This is a genomic window from Thioalkalivibrio sp. ALMg13-2, from assembly GCF_000381185.1.
GTDB classification, from domain to species: Bacteria; Pseudomonadota; Gammaproteobacteria; order Ectothiorhodospirales; family Ectothiorhodospiraceae; genus Thioalkalivibrio; species Thioalkalivibrio versutus.
Genome location: NZ_KB906113.1, coordinates 53,550 through 71,319 on the forward strand (window position 1 = coordinate 53,550; position 17,770 = coordinate 71,319).

General features: G+C 68.1%; 17 protein-coding genes. 12 read left to right on the forward strand and 5 right to left on the reverse strand.

What is annotated here, in order from left to right; genetic code table 11:
- Position 1 precedes the first annotated feature (1 nt).
- Entirely contained in the window at positions 2–475 is a 474-nt protein-coding gene (locus F618_RS0109995; RefSeq protein WP_019563409.1) for a TerB family tellurite resistance protein, read from the forward strand.
- A gap of 15 nt (positions 476–490) precedes the next feature.
- Positions 491–1,153 (forward strand): sulfite exporter TauE/SafE family protein, encoded by a 663-nt coding sequence (locus F618_RS0110000; protein ID WP_019563410.1) that lies wholly within the window; start codon positions 491–493, stop codon positions 1,151–1,153.
- Between the two features lie 49 nt (positions 1,154–1,202).
- Here F618_RS0110000 and F618_RS0110005 read toward each other — a convergent pair whose 3' ends face one another.
- The 4 genes from F618_RS0110005 to ppsA all read right to left on the reverse strand — a co-directional run bounded on the left by F618_RS0110005 (position 1,203) and on the right by ppsA (position 5,781).
- Positions 1,203–1,655, reverse strand: a complete 453-nt coding sequence (locus F618_RS0110005) for a DUF4426 domain-containing protein (protein ID WP_019568472.1) — start codon at positions 1,653–1,655, stop codon at positions 1,203–1,205.
- A 137-nt stretch (positions 1,656–1,792) separates the two neighbouring features.
- Positions 1,793–2,353, reverse strand: a complete 561-nt coding sequence (locus F618_RS0110010) for a YggT family protein (protein WP_019568473.1) — start codon at positions 2,351–2,353, stop codon at positions 1,793–1,795.
- 232 nt (positions 2,354–2,585) lie between these two features.
- Positions 2,586–3,416, reverse strand: a complete 831-nt coding sequence (locus F618_RS0110015; protein WP_019568474.1) for a pyruvate, water dikinase regulatory protein — start codon at positions 3,414–3,416, stop codon at positions 2,586–2,588.
- On the reverse strand, positions 3,409–5,781 hold the full coding sequence (ppsA, locus tag F618_RS0110020; RefSeq protein ID WP_019568475.1) for a phosphoenolpyruvate synthase: 2,373 nt from the start codon (positions 5,779–5,781) through the stop codon (positions 3,409–3,411). The genes F618_RS0110015 and ppsA overlap by 8 nt, the downstream gene beginning before the upstream one ends.
- Positions 5,782–5,956: 175 nt before the next feature.
- Between ppsA and F618_RS0110025 the strand changes: the two genes are divergently transcribed.
- The 9 genes from F618_RS0110025 to F618_RS0110065 all read left to right on the forward strand — a co-directional run bounded on the left by F618_RS0110025 (position 5,957) and on the right by F618_RS0110065 (position 14,042).
- Entirely contained in the window at positions 5,957–6,451 is a 495-nt protein-coding gene (locus F618_RS0110025; protein ID WP_051076217.1) for an ATP-dependent zinc protease, read from the forward strand.
- On the forward strand, positions 6,448–7,983 hold the full coding sequence (locus F618_RS0110030) for an inactive transglutaminase family protein (protein WP_019568476.1): 1,536 nt from the start codon (positions 6,448–6,450) through the stop codon (positions 7,981–7,983). The genes F618_RS0110025 and F618_RS0110030 overlap by 4 nt, the downstream gene beginning before the upstream one ends.
- Positions 7,983–9,011 (forward strand): alpha-L-glutamate ligase-like protein, encoded by a 1,029-nt coding sequence (locus F618_RS0110035; protein WP_018144751.1) that lies wholly within the window; start codon positions 7,983–7,985, stop codon positions 9,009–9,011. Before F618_RS0110030 ends, F618_RS0110035 begins: the two co-directional genes overlap by 1 nt.
- A 49-nt stretch (positions 9,012–9,060) precedes the next feature.
- The gene (locus F618_RS0110040) at positions 9,061–9,543 is read left to right on the forward strand and encodes a transcriptional repressor (RefSeq protein ID WP_018144752.1); all 483 of its coding nucleotides are present in this window, start codon (positions 9,061–9,063) and stop codon (positions 9,541–9,543) included.
- A gap of 43 nt (positions 9,544–9,586) precedes the next feature.
- A complete protein-coding gene (locus F618_RS0110045; RefSeq protein ID WP_019568477.1) occupies positions 9,587–10,099 on the forward strand; it encodes a DNA-deoxyinosine glycosylase in 513 nt (170 codons plus the stop codon).
- Between the two features lie 152 nt (positions 10,100–10,251).
- Positions 10,252–11,547: a TonB-dependent receptor gene (locus F618_RS0110050; protein WP_019568478.1), complete on the forward strand. Its 1,296-nt coding sequence runs from the start codon at positions 10,252–10,254 to the stop codon at positions 11,545–11,547.
- Between the two features lie 86 nt (positions 11,548–11,633).
- Entirely contained in the window at positions 11,634–12,560 is a 927-nt protein-coding gene (locus F618_RS0110055) for a metal ABC transporter substrate-binding protein (protein ID WP_019568479.1), read from the forward strand.
- Between the two features lie 98 nt (positions 12,561–12,658).
- The gene (locus F618_RS0110060) at positions 12,659–13,267 is read left to right on the forward strand and encodes an ATP-binding cassette domain-containing protein (RefSeq protein ID WP_026331212.1); all 609 of its coding nucleotides are present in this window, start codon (positions 12,659–12,661) and stop codon (positions 13,265–13,267) included.
- Positions 13,257–14,042: a hypothetical protein gene (locus F618_RS0110065; RefSeq protein WP_019568481.1), complete on the forward strand. Its 786-nt coding sequence runs from the start codon at positions 13,257–13,259 to the stop codon at positions 14,040–14,042. The genes F618_RS0110060 and F618_RS0110065 overlap by 11 nt, the downstream gene beginning before the upstream one ends.
- A gap of 72 nt (positions 14,043–14,114) precedes the next feature.
- Here F618_RS0110065 and F618_RS0110070 read toward each other — a convergent pair whose 3' ends face one another.
- Positions 14,115–15,038 (reverse strand): histone deacetylase family protein, encoded by a 924-nt coding sequence (locus F618_RS0110070; protein WP_018144758.1) that lies wholly within the window; start codon positions 15,036–15,038, stop codon positions 14,115–14,117.
- A gap of 39 nt (positions 15,039–15,077) precedes the next feature.
- On the opposite strand from F618_RS0110070, the gene F618_RS0110075 reads away from it, so the two are divergent.
- Entirely contained in the window at positions 15,078–17,759 is a 2,682-nt protein-coding gene (locus F618_RS0110075; RefSeq protein ID WP_019568482.1) for a bifunctional acetate--CoA ligase family protein/GNAT family N-acetyltransferase, read from the forward strand.
- Positions 17,760–17,770 lie beyond the last annotated feature (11 nt).

Genomic DNA, 17,770 nt, shown 5'->3' on the forward strand with positions numbered 1-17,770 from the left:
CTTGATCGAACAACTACGCAGCCACTGGCAGCGCCTGCTGGGCGCCGAACGCAGCGACCGCCCCGAGGGCGCCTCCGAGGAGCGCCTGCAACGCGCCGCGGCGGCGCTGATCATGGAGGTCTGCCGGGCCGACTTTGATCTGCACGCCGAGGAACTGGAGTCCGTGCGCGCCAGCCTGATCGAACTGTTCCGGCTGGATCGCGATACCGCCGATGCGATGCTGGAGATCGCCCAGGAGGATAGCGACGAACTGATCTCCATCCATCCTATGGTGCGCGAAGTGAACGCGTCCTTTGATGCCGAGCAGAAGACCGACATCATGCGCGCCCTGTGGCGTGCCGCCTGGGCCAACCGCGACCTCAACAAGCGCCAGGAAGCGGTAATCCGGCACCTGGCAGACCTGCTCTACATCCCGCACGCGACCTTCATCCGCACCAAGCACGAGGTGCTCGGCGATGCGGCCGACCCTCGCTGACCGAGGCGCTTTCTGATGAGTGATCCGGGTACCCTGCTGGCGGCCCTGGCCGTGGGCATCCTCGGTGGCGTGCACTGCCTGGGGATGTGCGGCGGCATCGTCGGCGCGATCTCCATGGGCCACGGCCGCCGCGGACCCGGGCTCGATCTCCTGCTGGCCTACAATCTCGGGCGCATGGCGAGTTACGTGGTCGCCGGCGCGCTGGCGGGATGGCTGGGGGCCAGCCTGCTCGGCGGCCTGCCCGCCGGGCAGGCGATCCTCCAGGGCATCGCCGCCGTCTTCCTGATCCTGCTCGGGCTCTATCTCGGGGGCTGGTGGCCGGTCCTGGCCCGTCTGGAACAGGCCGGTGGCGTACTGTGGCGCCGCATCGAGCCGCTCGGCCGGCGTTTCCTGCCAGTGCGCCATGCCGGTCAGGCGCTGATGATTGGCGGGCTGTGGGGCTGGCTGCCCTGCGGCCTGGTGTACAGCGTGTTGGCCTGGTCGCTCAGTGCCGGCGGCGCGCTGGAAGGGGCCGCCCTGATGGGGGCCTTCGCCCTGGGGACGCTGCCGAATCTGCTGCTGATGGGGGTGTTCGCCGCGCGCCTGGCGGCCTTCGTGCGCCGCCCCTGGGTCCGCCGGATCGCCGGCGGCGGGGTCGCACTGTACGGCGCATGGATGCTGCTAGGCCTGGTGCTGTGATGCCCCGCCCGAACGAGCGGGGCATCGTTCGCAGGCCCCGCGGCGGGGCTCAGTCGGCGTAAAAGTTGCGGGTGAAACGGATCGGCAGCGTGCGGTCGCTGTCCGCCGGGGTAATGTCGATCTGGAACTCGAGCGTTTCCCCGCCACGCACCGTCACCTCGGAGAGGTGATAGATGGCATCACCGTCCTGAATCTCGCGGAAGCGCAGACTGCGCATCTGGTCATTCATGTTGGTGGCCGAACCACTGACTTCCGCGGAGACCGCCTGCAAGCCGTTGTCGCCCCGCTCCATCACGCTGATGTTGACCATGGCCCGGTTGGAACTGCGCCGCACGTCATAGGCCCGCGCGACCTCCGGGGACAGGAAGGTGGTGTTGATCACGTTGTAGTAGACGACGTAATTGTCGAATTCCGCCTCGTTGGCGGATGCGATCGAGCTTCCGAGAGCAACCGCCGCCAATGCGACGAGAAAGCCGGTGATGACCCGATGCACTCTTGCCATGACTGACTCCTGTTCCGTTTGAGAAACGGGGACCTGGCGGCGGCATTGCCACAGGGGCCCCTCGTCCCGAGTCTAGCCCGTTTTGCACCCGAACTGGCAAGGCCGCCCCACGCATTTCGCCCGGACAGCAATCCACCTCAAAAAGAGCGCACGATAATCAGCAAGATATAAAGCCCAACCAGGGCGATCATTGGCGAAAAATCGATCGCGCCGGTATTCGGCAAGGCCCGGCGCAGAGGGCCGAGGATGGGGCGGTTCACCGCCCCCGCCAGCCGCATGATGGGGTTGTTGGCGGAACCGCCCCCCGCCTGAAGCCAGCTCATCACCACCTCGGCAATAAGCGCGATGATGAAGACCCAGATCACCGTGGTCAGCAATTCCCGGATTGCCACGGCCAGGATAATCCCGACCCCGGCATCCACACCCACAATCAGCACGCGCAACCAGATTTCGATGAACTTGAGCACGATCATCAGCACGATCGCGGCCAGATCCACCCGCCCGACCGAGGGGATCACGGGCCGCAACACCCGCAACGGCGGGTCGGTCAGCATCACGATGGTCTGCGAGATCGGGTTGTAGTAATCGGCCCGCACCAGGCCGAAGATCGTCCTCAAAATCAACAGGATGATATAAATCCCGAAGACAACGCCAACGAGGAAGATGGCGATCTCTTGTCCGGTTCCGGTGGCGGGCATGCAGACTCCTTGCGATGCAGCGAGTTAACCGCGCCCATTCTCCGGCAAGCCCGGCGGGATGCCAAGCGAGGGAGACGCGGATCCAGTCGCCCGTACGCGCTCGACTCGATTTTGTCCGATGACAAGGCGCGGCAAGCGAGGTGTAGCCGAGCTGCATAAACGAGCCGCAACGCGCTCCGTGGGCGCCAACGCGGACGAGCGAATGAAGCAGTGTCTCCCAGGGAGACACTGCTCAAACGCCGCGGCGGGTATCCATGCAGTCGCGTACGCGAGTCGCGATCTCCTCGATCGACAGCTCGGTCACGTCCAGATGCGGGATCTGCCAGCTATCGAGGAACTCCTGGATCGCCGCACACTCGGCCCGGCACTGGGCCAGGCTGGCATAGCGGCTGTCGGGCCGGCGGCCCTCGCGGATCTGGGCGAGCCGCTGCGGGGTGATCGTCAGCCCCACCAGGCGCCCACCCAGGCCGCGCAGCCCTTCCGGCATGTGCGGGATGTCGCCCTGGCGCAGGTCCTCCGGGACCAGCGGGTAGTTCGCCGCGAACAGCCCGTAGTTCATGGCCAGATAGAGGCTGGTCGGCGTCTTGCCGGAACGCGAGGCACCCAGCAACACCACGTCGGCCACCGACAGGTCCTGCACGGCCAACCCATCGTCGTGCGCCAGGGTGTAGTTGAGCGCTTCGATGCGCCGGTCATAGCGGCTGACGTCACCCATGCCGTGGGCGCGCCCGGAGACCGACTGCGCCGTCGCCCCCAGCAGATTCTCCAGCCGCTCGACCTGCTCGCCGAAGACGTCGATCACCGGCACCGGGCTCTGGCGAAGATCGGCCCGCAGATCGGCATTGGCCAGGGTGGCCACCACCAGGGCGGGCTGCGGCCCGGCCTCGACCCGGGCGAACACGGCGGCCAGGCGCCCGGGCGTCTGCACGAAGGGCAGGCGGTGCCAGGCGGGGTCGACATCCGGAAACTGGGTGAACAGCGAGCGCGCCAGGGTCTCCGCGGTGATCCCGGTGCCATCCGAGACCAGGTAGACCTGCGGGCACTGGGCGACGGAATCAGCCATCATCCGGCCCCCCGACCTTGGCCAGCTGCTCCCAGGTGGACAACAGCGAATCGGGGTTCAGCGACAGCGAATCGATACCCTCGTTCATCAGCCAGACCGCCAGCTCCGGATAGTCGGAAGGGGCCTGCCCGCAGATCCCGACGTACTTGTCGGCGCGGCGAGCGGCGCGGATCGCCATGCTCAAGAGCGCCTTCACCGCGTCGTTGCGCTCGTCGAAGGAATCCGCCACCAGCCCGGAGTCGCGGTCGACCCCCAGGGTCAACTGGGTCAGGTCGTTGGAGCCAATGGAAAAGCCGTCGAAATGCTCGAGGAAGCGCGCCGCCAGCAGGGCATTCGACGGGATCTCGCACATCATCACGATCTTCAGACCTTGTTCGCCGCGGCGCAGGCCCTCCTCGCCCAGCACCCGGATCACGTCCTCGGCCTCGGCGAGGGTGCGCACGAACGGGACCATGATCTGTACGTTGTCCAGGCCCATCTCGTCGCGGACCCGGCGCAACGCCTCGCACTCCATCGCGAACGCCGGACGAAAGGCCTCCGAGCGATAGCGCGAGGCCCCGCGAAAGCCGAGCATGGGGTTCTCTTCCTGCGGCTCGTAGCCAGCACCGCCGATCAGATGGGCATACTCGTTGGACTTGAAGTCGGACAGGCGCACGATCACCGGTTCCGGCGCGAAGGCCGCCGCCAGCGTCGCGATACCCTCGGACAGCTTGCGCACGAAGAACTCGCGCGGGCCATCATCAAAGCCACGCAGGTGCTCGGCGATACGCTCCTGTACCTCGGGCTCCAGGCGATTCGGGTCCTCGGCATAGTCCAGCAGCGCCAGCGGGTGCACGCCGATGGTGCCGTTGATGATGAACTCCAGCCGCGCCAGACCGATCCCCGCGTGTGGCAGCTGCGAGAAGGCGTAGGCCCGCCCGGGGTTGGCCACATTCAGCATCAGCTTGACTGGCAGCTCCGGCAGTTCGCCGATCTCGGTCTTCTTGACCGCGTAGTCGAGTCTGCCGGGATACACATGTCCGTCGTCACCCTCGGCGCAGGAGACGGTCGCCTCCATGCCGTCGGAGAGCACTTCGGTCGCGTTACCGCAACCCACCACCGCCGGTATGCCCATCTCGCGGGCAATGATCGCCGCGTGGCAGGTACGTCCGCCGCGGTTGGTCACGATCGCAGCGGAGCGCTTCATTACCGGCTCCCAGTCGGGGTCGGTCATGTCCGCGACCAGGATGTCGCCCTCTTCCATGGTGTGCATCGCATCCGGCGAATCCAGCACGCGCACGATACCGGCCCCCACCTTCGAGCCGATTGCACGGCCGGTCACCACCGGCTCGGCGTCGTGCGGCGCCAGTTCGTAGCGCTCGCCCGCACCCAGCTCGACCCGGCTTTCCACCGTCTCCGGCCGCGCCTGCACGATGAACAGCTCGCCGGTCTCGCCATCCTGCGCCCACTCGATGTCCATCGGCCGTCCGTAGTGCTGCTCGATGGCAACCGCATAGCGGCCCAGCTGCTCGGCATCGGCATCCGAGAGGCAGAAGCGGTGGCGCAGGTCCGTCGGGGTGTCCTCGGTGCGGGTACCGTCCTCCGTGAGCACCATGCGCACGGCCTTGGTGCCGAGGGCACGGCCGATGATGGCGCGTTTTCCGGCCGCCAGCGCCGGCTTGTAGACCTGATACTCATCGGGGTTAACGGCACCCTGCACGACCGTCTCGCCGAGGCCCCAGGCCCCGGTGATGAACACCGCATCGCGAAAGCCGCTCTCGGTATCCAGGGTAAAGATCACGCCACTGGCGCCGACGTCGGAACGCACCATGCGCTGGATGCCGGCCGACAGCGCGACCTCGTCATGGGCGAAGCCGTTGTGCACGCGGTAGGCGATGGCGCGGTCGTTGTAGAGACTGGCGAAGCACTCGCGCAGCCGCTGCAGCAGGGCATCAATGCCGCGCACGTTGAGGAAGGTCTCCTGCTGCCCGGCGAACGAGGCCTCGGGCAGATCCTCGGCGGTAGCCGAGGAGCGCACGGCCACCGGCACGTCATCGCCCAGCTGCGCGTAGTGCTCGCGCACCGCCTCCTCCAGCTCGGCCGGCAGTTCGGCCTGCTCGACCCAGCCGCGCACCTCGCGCCCGGCCGCGCGCAGCGCCTCGATGTCGTCGATATCGAGATCCGCCAGGCGGGCCTTGATCTGCGCGTCCAGCCCGCCCTTCGCCAGCAAGGCGCGATAGGCATCCGCGGTCGTGGCAAATCCGCCCGGCACGCGCACCCCGGCGGCGCCAAGCTGGCCCAGCAGCTCGCCCAGCGAGGCATTCTTGCCACCCACCCGGGCGACATCGTTCATGGTCAAATTGGCGAGATCGACTACCCAGCGCATGGCGACTCCTGGACTCCGGGGAAACAGTGATCGGCGTTTACCCGGCTTTGTGACCCCCTTAACGGAGGACGGGAACTGTGATCAGCTAAACTTCACTATTTTGTAACCATCAGGAGACTGCGTGACTGCCCCAGCCACCCGTCGTTCCAGCTTAACCGAATCCATCCTGCTGACCATGCTGCTTGGCTTGGCGGTCCAGACGCAATCCGCCGCGGCCCACGAGTCGGGGGCCTCCTTGGCCATCCTCGGTGTCGTGGAGAACGTCCTGATCGTCGAGGAAGGTGTTGCGCTGGAGGCGCGCATGGATACCGGCGCCACCTCCTCATCGCTGAACGCGCTGAACAAGGAGCGCTTCGAGAGGGACGGCGAGGACTGGATCCGCTTCGAGATCATCGATCCGGAAGACGAGGACGCACGCATCACCCTGGAGCGACCCATCGAGCGCATCGTGCGCATTCGCAGGCACAGCGGAGACTCGCAGGAGCGTCCGGTGGTGCGAATGGAGTTCTGCATCGGGGACCAGCTCCTGACCGCCGACACCAGCCTGATCGACCGCACGGCCCTGACCTACCAGGCCCTGATCGGGCGCAGCCACATGGCCGGACACATCCTGGTGGACTCCGGGGAGGAACATCTGCGCGCACCCAATTGCGCGGCGGATGACCAGTGAGGCGCTTCCACCTGCCGATCCTGATCGTACTGCTGAGTGCGATCGGACTCGGGGTCTTCGCCTACAAGGTCAGCGCGCTGGGGATGCCCCTGCAGCCGGACGCCACCGCCGAGACCTGGCAGGTGGAGGCCCGCGTGCGCTTTCAGGCCACCGGCGAGGCCACCACGGTGCAGCTTCGAATCCCACACCGCCTGCCGAATTTCTCCATCCTGGACGAAGGCTTCGTATCCCGCGGCTACGGCCTGAACACCGTCCTCCAGACGGAGGATCGCCTGGCCCAGTGGACAACCCGTCAGCCGCGCGGCGAACAGGTGCTGTACTACCGCGCCACGCTCTACCGTGACGGAGACGACCGCTCGGAATCCGACTACCCGGGGCCAGTGGCCGTGCCCGACTGGACCGAACCCTTCCGTTCGGCCGCCGAGGCGCTGATCGATGACGTCCGCGGACGCTCCTCGGACATCCAGAGTTTTGCCTCGGTACTGGTCAATGACCTCGCCAATGCCGCACCGGCTTCCAATGCGGCCGTGTTTATCGAGAGCGACGACAATCGCGCCCGCCGGGCCGAGACCCTGATCGAGCTGCTGGCCACCGCCCGCATCCCGGCCCGGCAGGTGACCGCCCTGCGCCTGGTCGACGGGCGCCGCGACATCGAACCGCAGACCTGGCTCGAGGTTCACAACACGCGGCGCTGGGTGCCCATCGACCCGGAGAATGGCGAAATCGAGTACCCCGCCGACGTGGCCGTTTGGTCGCACGGCGACGCCCCGCTCCTGGAGATATCCAACGGCGAGAACGCGGAGGTGCGCTTTGCGGTGGCCCGCGGGGTGCAGGATGCCCTGGCGACCATCCAGCGCTTCGGCGACACCCTGGACAGTCGCTTCCTCGACTTCTCCACCCTGAACCTGCCGCTGGGCACACAGAACACCTACCGGGTGCTGCTGATGGTGCCGCTGGGCGCGATGATCATCGTGTTCCTGCGCAACGTGATCGGCGTGCAGACCTTCGGCACCTTCATGCCAGTGCTGATCGCGCTGTCCTTCCGCGAGACCCAGCTGCTGGCCGGGATCATCCTGTTCACGCTGATCGTGTCGTTGGGTCTCGTGGTGCGCTTCTACCTCGAGCACCTCAGACTGCTACTGGTCCCGCGCCTGGCGGCAGTGGTCAGCGTGGTCATTATGCTCATGCTCGGCATCAGCATCTTGTCGCACCAGCTCGGCTTCGAACGCGCCCTGGCGCTGTCACTGTTCCCGATGGTCATCCTCGCCATGACCATCGAGCGCATGTCGGTGGTCTGGGAAGAACACGGCCCCGCCGATGCCATCACCCAGGGGATTGGCAGCCTGGCCGTCGCGGCCGCGGCCTACGGGCTGATGGCCAACCGCCAGCTGGAACACCTGTTGTTCGTGTTCCCGGAATTGCTGCTGGTCCTGCTGGCCATGACCCTGCTGCTGGGACGCTACACCGGCTACAGGCTCACCGAGCTGTTCCGCTTCGGACGCATCCAGGATGCGATGCGGAGGACCGACTAATGCCGGCCTGGCTGCCGCGCTTCGTGCGCCCGAAACTGTTGAAGGAGCAGGGCATCGTCGGCATGAACGCCCGCAATGCCCGCTATATAGCCGCCTGGAACGCACGGCGATTCTACCCGCGGGTGGATGACAAGCTGCAGACCAAACAACTCGCCCTGGATGCCGGGCTCTCGGTGCCGGATCTGTACGGCGTCGTACGCACCCTGCGCCAGATTCGCGACGTGCGGAAGCAGCTGCGGAACTATGAAGACGGCTTCGTCATCAAGCCGGCCCACGGCGCGGCCGGCGACGGCATTCTGGTGATCGACGGCTGGCGCGGCGATCGGCCTCGTCGGGCCGGTGGGCGCGCCATGGAGCTGAGCGAACTGGACGATCACATCGCCAACGTCCTCTCGGGCATGTACAGCCTCGGTGGCCGACCGGATGCCGCCATGATCGAGCAGCGGGTGCGCTTCTCCTCGATCTTCGATGAGGTCTCGCATCAGGGCGTACCGGATATCCGCACCGTGGTCTATCGCGGCTACCCGGTGATGGCGATGATGCGCCTGCCAACCCAGGACTCCGACGGCAAGGCCAATCTGCACCAGGGTGCCGTGGGAACGGGCATTGACCTCGGCTCCGGCCGCACCATCGGCGGCGTGCGCTACAACCGGCCCTGCCGCGAGCACCCCGACAGCGAAAAGAGCATTGTCGGTCTGCAAATCCCCGGTTGGGACCAGCTGATGGAACTGGCCGCCGGCTGCTTTGAGCTGAGCGAGCTCGGCTACCTGGGGGTGGACGTGGTGATCGATGCCGACCGCGGGCCGCTGATCCTGGAACTCAACGCCCGGCCCGGGCTCGCCATCCAGATTGCCAACGGCGAAGGCCTGGACCACCGCATCCTCGCGGTGGATGCACACATGGTGGCCCGCGACATCGAGCCGGCCGCCGAACGCGCCCGGTGGTCCGCCGAGGTCTTCGCGCGCCCCGAGGCGACCCATCCAACCGAGCCCGACACCGAAACCACCCGCGCCGCCGAACCCGCCTGATCAGCGAGGCGGTTACGGGCACCGTGATCGTTTGGGCTATCCTAGGCGCATGACTGCCGCCGCCGAGACCAAGACGCCGGACATCGAACAGGCCCTGGCCGACGCCGAACGCGTCTGCGCCACCCGTGGTGCACGCCTGACCGAGCAGCGCCGGCGCATCCTGGAGCAGATCCTGCGCACCGAGGGCGTCATCAAGGCGTACGACCTGATCCACGCGCTGTCCTCCGATGATCACAGCATCAAGCCGCCAACCGTGTACCGCACCCTGGCCTTTCTGCTTGAGCAGGGCCTGATCCACCGTATCGAGAGCCTCAACGGCTTCGTCGCCTGCTCGCACCCCGGCGAGCGCCACGAGTCGGCCCTGATGATCTGCGACGGCTGCGGCCAGATCACCGAGTTCCACACCCCGGAGCCGGCCAGCCAGGCGCTGGAGCACGAGGCCGAGGCCCAGGACTTCGCCATCGACTCGCGCATGGTGGAGCTGCATGGCCAGTGCGGGGACTGCCGCCGGGGTCAGCAGGACCGCGCCTGACGCCGCGCCTCTGCACAACAGCCCACCTGAACCCCGCCCTCCAATGACCGCCGCCACGCCGACCCTCGAGGCGTTCCCGCCCATCCTGCGTGCGGACACCCGCCTGATCGTGCTGGGCAGCTTTCCCGGCGTCGCCTCGCTGGAGGCCCAGGCCTACTACGCCCACCCGCGCAACCAGTTCTGGCCGATTGTCGGGCAGATCCTCGGCGAGCCCTTCCCGGAAATGGATTACCCCGAGCGCATCGAGCGCCTGCTCGACCACGGCGTGGGCCTCTGGGACGTGTACGGCGCCTGCTCGCGCGAGGGGAGTCTGGACAGCGCCATCCGCGCCCCGGTCCCCAACGATCTCGCCCGGCTGACCCGCGAGGCCCCGGACCTGCGCGTGATCATCCACAACGGCGCCGAAAGCGCGCGGCGCATCCGCGAGACCCGCGCCCTGGGCGTCGAGGCCCTGCGCCTGCCCTCCACCAGCCCCGCCAACGCCCGCCTCAGCCTGACCGAGAAGCTGGAACCCTGGCGCAACGCCTTCGCCCGCGCCGGCCTTCCACGCGACTGACCGGCAGCACACCGGAGCGCCCGATCGGGGGGGTTGATACCTCGCTTGTTATTGTATAACGTTCGCTTTGTTATCCGTTACGCTATAACAGTCCAATTTCGTTGATCGGCACTGCCCGGACCGGCAGACTGCCGCGCAACCAGGAGCCCGACATGCCCCTCACCCCGTTCTCACGCCCCGTCCTCGCCGCGCTGGCCAGCCTGACCCTCGCCGCCCCCGGAGCCGCCGCGGCGCAATGGACCACCAGTGACGACGAGTCCGCCTGGGGCATGGACGTCTCCCTGATCCTCGAGGGCATCTACTACAACGAGCTCTCGCACGGTAATGATTCGCCCGCCGGCTTCGACGACGGCCACGATCACGGCCATGGTAATGGCGACGACCACGGCCTCGACGACGGCTTCAATCTGGGCCATTCGGAGCTGGGCTTCCAGGCCCGTCTCGGCGACCTCCTGGACGCCACCGTGATCATCGAATTCGACGACCAGGACATCGAGGTCGACGAGGCCTACCTGACCACCCGCGCCCTGCCCGGCGGCCTCCAGCTCAAGGCGGGCAAGTTCCTGTCTGACATCGGCTACATCAACAACCGCCACCCGCACGAGTGGGACTTCGTGAACCGCCCGCTGGTCAACGAGTACCTGTTCGGCGACCACGGCCTGCTGGAAAAGGGCGTACAGGCGACTTGGCTCGCCCCCACCGCGACCTACACCCAGCTGGGTGTGGAGCTGCTGCAGGGCGAGACCAGCGGGATCGCCAACTACGAAGGCAGCCAGTCGTCGCTGAACGATCAGGACCGCATCCTGCGCGACCGCTCCGGTCCACGCCTGGTCACCGCCTTTGCCAAGATCGGGCCGGATCTCGGGCCGGACCACGCTGCACAATTCGGTGTCTCTGGGGGCTACGCCCGCAGCTATCAGGTCACCGACGAGCACTCCACCCGCTTCGAGGACTGGGACGGCAGTGCCTGGTTCGCCGGAGTGGACGCGGTGTACAAGTACAGCGCCGGCCGCGCCTACGGCCAGGGCGACTGGCGCCTGCAGGGCGAGTATTTCTACCGCGAAATCGATGTCGACCGCCGTGACGTGAACTTCGAAGCCGACGGCAACGGGCCGGTGGGCTTCGTACGCAACGAACAGTCGTTCAAGAACCAGCAGGACGGCATCTACGTCCAGGGTGTCTACGGCTTTGCCCCGCGCTGGGAAGCCGGCCTGCGCGCCGAGGCCCTGGGCCTGAGCAACGACGTCGGCCGCGGTGACGGCGAGTCCTTCGGCACCTCCTATCGCCACACCGCCCAGGTGACCTTCCGCCCGGTGGAGCCGGTATTCCTGCGCGCCCAACTGTCCCAGAACGACTTTGTCGATGACCACGGCGATCGCGATCGCGGCCTGGAGTTCATGCTGCAGCTGAATGTGGCCCTCGGCGCCCACGGCGCCCACCGCTTCTAGGCCGCCTCTTGTCCTCGCGAGGCTGGCAGGGGCGGCTCCCGTCCCTGCCAGCCTCCGGCCATACCTCGATCTGAAAGGAGTCCCGCATGTCCTATCGCAAGACTCGCGTCCGCATGCCCCGCGCGCTCGCCGCCCTCGCCTCGGCGGCAATCCTAGCCCTCCTCCTGCTGCCGTCGCAGGCCGCCGCCGGACTGAACATCGTCGCCACCACCTCTACCCTGGGCGCCCTGGCCCGCGAGATTGGCGGCGACGAGACCGAGGTCCGCGTCCTCGCGCCGCCGGATCGGGACGCGCACGACCTGGACGCCCGTCCGAGCTTCATGGCGGCCCTGCGCCGCGCCGACATGCTGCTCGAGATCGGTGCCGGGCTCGAGGAAGGCTGGCTGCCGGCCGCCCAGCGCGGCGCCCGCAACCGCACGATCAACTCCGGCCAGCCGGGCCACTTCCGGGCAGCGGACATGATCGAACTGCGCCGCTCCATCACCATGGACGGCCCGAACATGGGCCACGCCCACGAAGAAGGGAACCCGCACTTCAACGGTGATCCGCGGCGCCTGGCAGACATCGCCCTGGCACTGGCCGAGCGCATGGGCGACCTGCGCCCGGATCATGCCGCCACCTTCACGGAACGCGCCGAGCGCACCGCCGAGCGCCTGCGCGACCACGCCGAGGCCCTGGCCGAAAAGGTAGCGCCGGACCAGCGCATCGTGGTCTACCACGAGGACCTCGACTACCTCGAGGAGTGGCTACCTGTCGACATCGTCGGTTATCTGGAGCCGGCCCCGGGCATCCCGCCCACCGCGCGCCACCTGCGCAGCCTGGTCAGCGATCTGGAAGGCACCGAGGGCACGGTCCTGTACGCGGGCTTCCAGCCGGCGCGGGGCGCGGAGTTCCTGGAACGCAACCTCGGGTGGACCAGTCACGCGGTGCCGCTGGATCCGCCCGCGGATTCCTCGCTGGACGGCTACCTGGCGTTGATGGCCACCTGGGCCGAGACGCTGCCGCGCCAGTAATCGAGTCCCTTTCCAGAAATTGACCAGCCGCGACGGACCCGGAACGCAACGTTTCGGGTCCGTTATCATTTGCGATGGCCCGAATGCCCGACACTCACATGCCGACTGAAAGCTCGTCTCCGATCCTGCACACCCGCGCCGCGTATCTTGGGTTTGACCGGCCGGTGCTGGGCCCGCTGACCCTGGACGTACCGATCGGCTCGCGCTGGGCCCTGACCGGGCCCAACGGCATTGGAAAATCGCTTCTGCTGAAGGCCCTGACGGGACAGGCGCGGGTGCATCACGGTCACCTGGAACTTGCCCCCCAAGCCCGGATCAGCCTGCTCGCGCAGGACCACCCACGCCGCCAGCCCTGGCCGCTGTCCGGACACGACTGGTTCCGCGCAATGGGGGCGCACCCCCCCGAACAGGCACGCGTGCGCGCCCTGATGGACCGGCGGCTCGACCGCCTAAGCGGAGGGCAATGGCAACTGCTGCGCCTGGCCGCCGCCCTGGCCAGCCACGCCGCTCGCCCGCCGGCGCAGCGTCTGGTGCTACTGGACGAGCCCGCCAATCATCTGGATGCCGAGGTGCGCCACGATGCGATCGAGCTGATCATCAGCCTGCCAGGCAGCACCACACTGCTGATGACCAGCCATGACGACGATTTCCTGGAGGCCGCCGGGGTCGAACGCCACCCACTGACGGAATACATCCATGCTGGGTGACCTGCTACTCATGCCCTTCGTGGCAGGCCTGCTGATCACCGGCGTGCTGGGTCTCGCCGGCGCCGGATTGTTTCTGCGCGGCTCGGTCTGGCAGGCACTCGCGCTGGGCCAATGGGCCGCCGTCGGCGGGGTCCTGGCCTCGGTGCTGCACTGGCCGGTCCTGCTCGTGGCCCTCGTCCTGGGTACCGGGGTGATGGCCCTGCTACAGCGCAGCACGGACCGCGAGCGCCTGCCGCTGGGGGTGTTTCTGGCCGGCCTTGCGGCCGTGACCCTGCTGGCCGCCAACTTCTCCCAGGCCAGCCTGGCGGCGGCCGCCTGGGCCGAAGGCCAGCTGTACTTTGCCGGACCGAACGAATTGTGGGCGGTGGCGGTGCTGGCGGTCGCCAGCATCCTGCTCGCGCCCGGACTGTACGGCGTATGGCGGCATGCGCAGCTCGCTCCCGATGTCCCCGCCACACGCCCCCCGCCGACGTGGCAACGACTCACCGAGATCGGCTGGCTGGTCGCCGCGGTCGTGCTGGGCAGCATGGTCCTGGGCCTGCCCGCCGCCCTCGCGACCCTGCTGCTGCCCGCCTGGGGTGCGGCCTATCTCGCGCGCAATCTGCGCGGGCTGTTCCTGTGGACCCAGGCCATCGCCCTGGCGGGTTTCCTGATCGCCTGGAGCCTCAGCCTGCCTCTGGATCAGCCCTTTGCCCCCGTATTGGTCCTGGTGAACGTAGCGCTCGCCAGCGGCGCCCGCCTCGCCGCGTCGGTATATGGCGAACGCAACCGCTGAACAAGGCGGCCCCCGCTCAACCATGAACGCGGCGCCACCCATACGCTGCAGCTGCGTCGCAAGCGGGGCAGGTCAGAGGGCGGCCAGGGCACGCATATGCGCCACCACACTGCGTCCCAGGGCGCTCAGGGCGTAGCCACCCTCCAGCATGGAGACCACGCGCCCATCGGCGTGACGCTCGGCCAGGGCCACCAGCTCACGAGTGATCCAGGCGTAGTCATCCTCGGCCAGCAACAGGCGCGAGAGTTCGTCCTCGCGATGGGCATCGAATCCGGCGGAGATCAGCACGAGTTCCGGGGCAAAGGCGTCCAGCGCATCGAACCAGGCCCCAGCCACCGCGTCGCGCCACTGCTCCCCCGAAGATCCGCCGGGTACCGGGACATTCAGGCAGTTGTCGGCCAGCGGCGGGATGCCCGACCCGGGATAAGCCGGATGCTCGAAGGCGGAAGCGAACAGGATGGCGTCATCACCCGCCACCAGGGACTCGGTGCCGTCGCCATGGTGCACGTCGAAGTCGACGATGGCGATGCGCCCCACACCATGGCGCTCCTGTGCATGGCGGGCGGCAATCACCACGTTGTTGAACAGGCAGAACCCGGCCGCCCGGTCGGCACGGGCGTGGTGCCCCGGTGGCCGCACCGCGCAGAAGGCCCGCCGGTTCGCCGCCCCCATCACCCAGTCCACCGCGCCAATGCCCGCGCCGGCCGCCAGCAACGCGGCCTCGCGACTCCCCGGCGACAGGGCCGTGTCGCCATCCAGCATCACCCGCCCCCCTTCCGGGACGTGCTGCTGGATGGTGTCGATAAAGTCGCGTGTGTGAACCCGGCGCAGGTCCGCCCGCGTCGCCGGGAACGCCTCGCGATGCAGGACCCACGGATCCAGCCCGCTGGCCACCAGCTGGTCACGGATTGCGCTCAGCCGCTCCGGACATTCCGGGTGGCCGGGACCATTGTCGTGCTCAAGGCCGGCGTCCGGCGAGAAGAACGCTAGATTCATGTTATGAAGACACTTGGCACGTCATAACCGAGAGCATGCATGGGAACCCATATCCTGGACAAGCTGTTCAATCCGCGTGGTGTCGCCGTGTTCGGCGCATCCGAACGCGAGGGCAGCGTCGGCCGCACGGTGCTGGCCAACCTCCTGGCGGCCGGCTTCAAGCGCACCCTGCTCCCGGTAAATCCCAAATACGCCGAGGTACAGGGCCTGCGCTGCGTGCCCGAGCTGAAACCCGGCGAGCACATGGTGGACCTGGCGCTGATCGCCACCCCGGCTCGGGCCGTCCCCGGCATCCTGCGCAACTGTGGCGAGGCGGGCCTGCGCGGCGCCGTCATCCTCTCGGCCGGCTTCGCCGAAGCCGGCCGAGAGGGCGAACGCCTGCAGCAGGAATGCGTCGAGATCGCGCAGCGTTACCGCATGCGCCTGATCGGCCCCAACTGCCTGGGCATCATGCGCCCGGGCATCGGGCTCAACGCGACCTTCAGCCACAACCAGGCGCTGCCCGGCAAGCTCGGGCTGATCTCCAGCTCCGGGGCGCTGATCACCGCCGTCCTGGACTGGGCGGAGCCCACCGGCATCGGGTTTTCCAGCGTGGCCTCGACCGGCGACGCCGCAGACGTCGACTTCGGCGAGCTGCTGGACTACCTCGCGGTGGACCCCGAGACCCAGGGCATCCTGCTGTACGTCGAGGGCATCCGCCACACGCGGCGCTTTCTGTCGGGCTTGCGCGCCGCCGCGCGCATGAAGCCCGTGGTAGTCCTCAAGTCCGCTCGCCATGCGGCCACCGCCCAGGCGGCCGCCACCCATACCGGGGCGATGATGGGCTCGGATGCGGTGTTCGACGCGGCCCTGCAGCGCGCCGGCGTGGTCCGGGTGGAGCGCGTGTCGCAGTGGTTTTCCGCAGCCCAGACACTGGCCAGCGGCGTGCGCCTGCGCGGCGAGGATCTCGCCATCCTCACCAACGGCGGCGGACCCGGCGTGATGGCCGTGGACCGGGCCGCCGACCTCGGCCTGAACCTGGCCACGCTGGCCGACGGCACGCTGGAGGCACTCAACGCCCTGCTGCCCGCCCACTGGTCGCATGGCAACCCGGTGGACATCCTCGGCGACGCTACCCCCGAACGCTATGGCGAAGCCCTGCGCATCGTGCTCGCGGACCCCGGGGTTCACATGGCGAGCGTCCTGCTCACCCCGCAGGCCATGACCGACCCCGACGCCTGTGCCGAGGCCGTGATCGAACAGGCCCGCAAAAGCCACAAGCCGGTGCTGGCCTGCTGGATGGGCGACCCGCTGGTGGCCCGCGCACGGAATCGCTTCGACGCGGAAGGGATCCCCCAGTTCCGCACGCCCGAAGGCGCGGTCGAGACCTTCGCCTGGCTGATCGAACACCGACGCAACCAGCGCATGCTGCTGCAGGTCCCCGGCCCCCGCAGCGATGACCAGCCCGCGGATATCGAGGGCGCGCGCCTGATCCTGCAACACGCACGCAGCCAGGGCCGCAGGGTCCTGAGCATGCGCGAGTCCCGGGCCGTGCTGGCCGCCTTCCACATCCCCTGCAGTCCCAGCATCCTCGCCCGCGACCCGGCCGACGCGATGCTGGCCGCCGAGACCCTGGGCTTCCCGGTCGCGCTCAAGATCAGTGCACCCGACCTCACCCACAAGAGCGACTTCGGCGGTGTACGGCTCAACCTGCGCAGCGTGCAGGCCGTGCGCCAGCAGGCCCAGGAGATGCTCGACCAGATCCACGAGCAATTCCCGGAGGTCGAGGTTGAAGGCGTCAGCGTGGAACGCATGGCCGAGGTCGGGCATGTTCGCGAACTGCTGGTGGGGATCTCGCGCGACCCGGTGTTCGGCCCGGTAATCGCCTTCGGACTGGGCGGGACCGCGGTGGAGGTCATCGGCGACCAGGCCGTCGCCCTGCCGCCGCTGAACCCCTCGCTGGCCCGGCGCCTGATGGCGCAGACTCGCGCGGCGCGCACCCTTGGCACCTTTCGCGGCGCGCCCCCGGTGCGCGAGGGCGCGGTGGAACAGGTCCTGCTCCGGGTCTCGGAGATGGCCTGCGAGCTGCCTGAACTCGCCGCGCTGGATATCAACCCCCTGCAGGCCGGCGAGAACGGCGTGATGGCCGTGGACGCCCGCATCGAACTGGCCGATCCCGCGCACGACGGCCGTGACTACGCGCACATGGCCATCCACCCCTATCCCGGCCACATGGCCCGGAAGGTCACCACCCGCGACGGCCATGAACTCGAGCTCCGGCCGATCCGGCCCGAGGACGCTGCCATCGAGCAGGAATTCGTGCGCAGTCTGTCGGAGAAGTCCCGCTATCTCCGGTTCATGCGCTCGATGGACGAACTCACGCCCGAGATGCTCGTGCGCTTCACCCAGATCGACTACGACCGCGAGATGGCCTTCATCGCGGTCGACCACCACACGGGGCGGGAGGTGCAGGTCGGCGTCGCCCGCTACACCACCGAACCCGACGGCGAGAGCGCGGAGTTCGCCGTGGTCATCAGTGACGCCTGGCAGGGCCGCAGCGTGGGCAGCCTCCTGATGGAGGCCGTCATCGACTCGGCCCGCAACGCCGGCCTGCGCGAACTGTTTGGCGAGGTGCTGCGCCACAACGGCGGCATGCTCGCGCTCGCCCAACGCCACGGCTTCCAGCGCGAGATCCTCGCCTCCGACGAGGAGATCATCCGCGTCAGCCGGCGCCTCCACTGACCACCGGGACG

What these genes read in the sequence shown, in the direction of transcription:
- F618_RS0110000 (WP_019563410.1), top strand. Translation starts at nt 491, where the DNA reads ATGAGTGATCCGGGTACCCTGCTGGCGGCCCTGGCCGTGGGCATCCTC.
- F618_RS0110005 (WP_019568472.1), bottom strand. Translation starts at nt 1,655, where the DNA reads ATGGCAAGAGTGCATCGGGTCATCACCGGCTTTCTCGTCGCATTGGCG.
- F618_RS0110010 (WP_019568473.1), bottom strand. Translation starts at nt 2,353, where the DNA reads ATGCCCGCCACCGGAACCGGACAAGAGATCGCCATCTTCCTCGTTGGC.
- F618_RS0110015 (WP_019568474.1), bottom strand. Translation starts at nt 3,416, where the DNA reads ATGGCTGATTCCGTCGCCCAGTGCCCGCAGGTCTACCTGGTCTCGGAT.
- ppsA (WP_019568475.1), bottom strand. Translation starts at nt 5,781, where the DNA reads ATGCGCTGGGTAGTCGATCTCGCCAATTTGACCATGAACGATGTCGCC.
- F618_RS0110025 (WP_051076217.1), top strand. Translation starts at nt 5,957, where the DNA reads ATGCTGCTTGGCTTGGCGGTCCAGACGCAATCCGCCGCGGCCCACGAG.
- F618_RS0110035 (WP_018144751.1), top strand. Translation starts at nt 7,983, where the DNA reads ATGCCGGCCTGGCTGCCGCGCTTCGTGCGCCCGAAACTGTTGAAGGAG.
- F618_RS0110040 (WP_018144752.1), top strand. Translation starts at nt 9,061, where the DNA reads ATGACTGCCGCCGCCGAGACCAAGACGCCGGACATCGAACAGGCCCTG.
- F618_RS0110045 (WP_019568477.1), top strand. Translation starts at nt 9,587, where the DNA reads ATGACCGCCGCCACGCCGACCCTCGAGGCGTTCCCGCCCATCCTGCGT.
- F618_RS0110050 (WP_019568478.1), top strand. Translation starts at nt 10,252, where the DNA reads ATGCCCCTCACCCCGTTCTCACGCCCCGTCCTCGCCGCGCTGGCCAGC.
- F618_RS0110055 (WP_019568479.1), top strand. Translation starts at nt 11,634, where the DNA reads ATGTCCTATCGCAAGACTCGCGTCCGCATGCCCCGCGCGCTCGCCGCC.
- F618_RS0110060 (WP_026331212.1), top strand. Translation starts at nt 12,659, where the DNA reads ATGCCGACTGAAAGCTCGTCTCCGATCCTGCACACCCGCGCCGCGTAT.
- F618_RS0110065 (WP_019568481.1), top strand. Translation starts at nt 13,257, where the DNA reads ATGCTGGGTGACCTGCTACTCATGCCCTTCGTGGCAGGCCTGCTGATC.
- F618_RS0110070 (WP_018144758.1), bottom strand. Translation starts at nt 15,038, where the DNA reads ATGAATCTAGCGTTCTTCTCGCCGGACGCCGGCCTTGAGCACGACAAT.
- F618_RS0110075 (WP_019568482.1), top strand. Translation starts at nt 15,078, where the DNA reads ATGGGAACCCATATCCTGGACAAGCTGTTCAATCCGCGTGGTGTCGCC.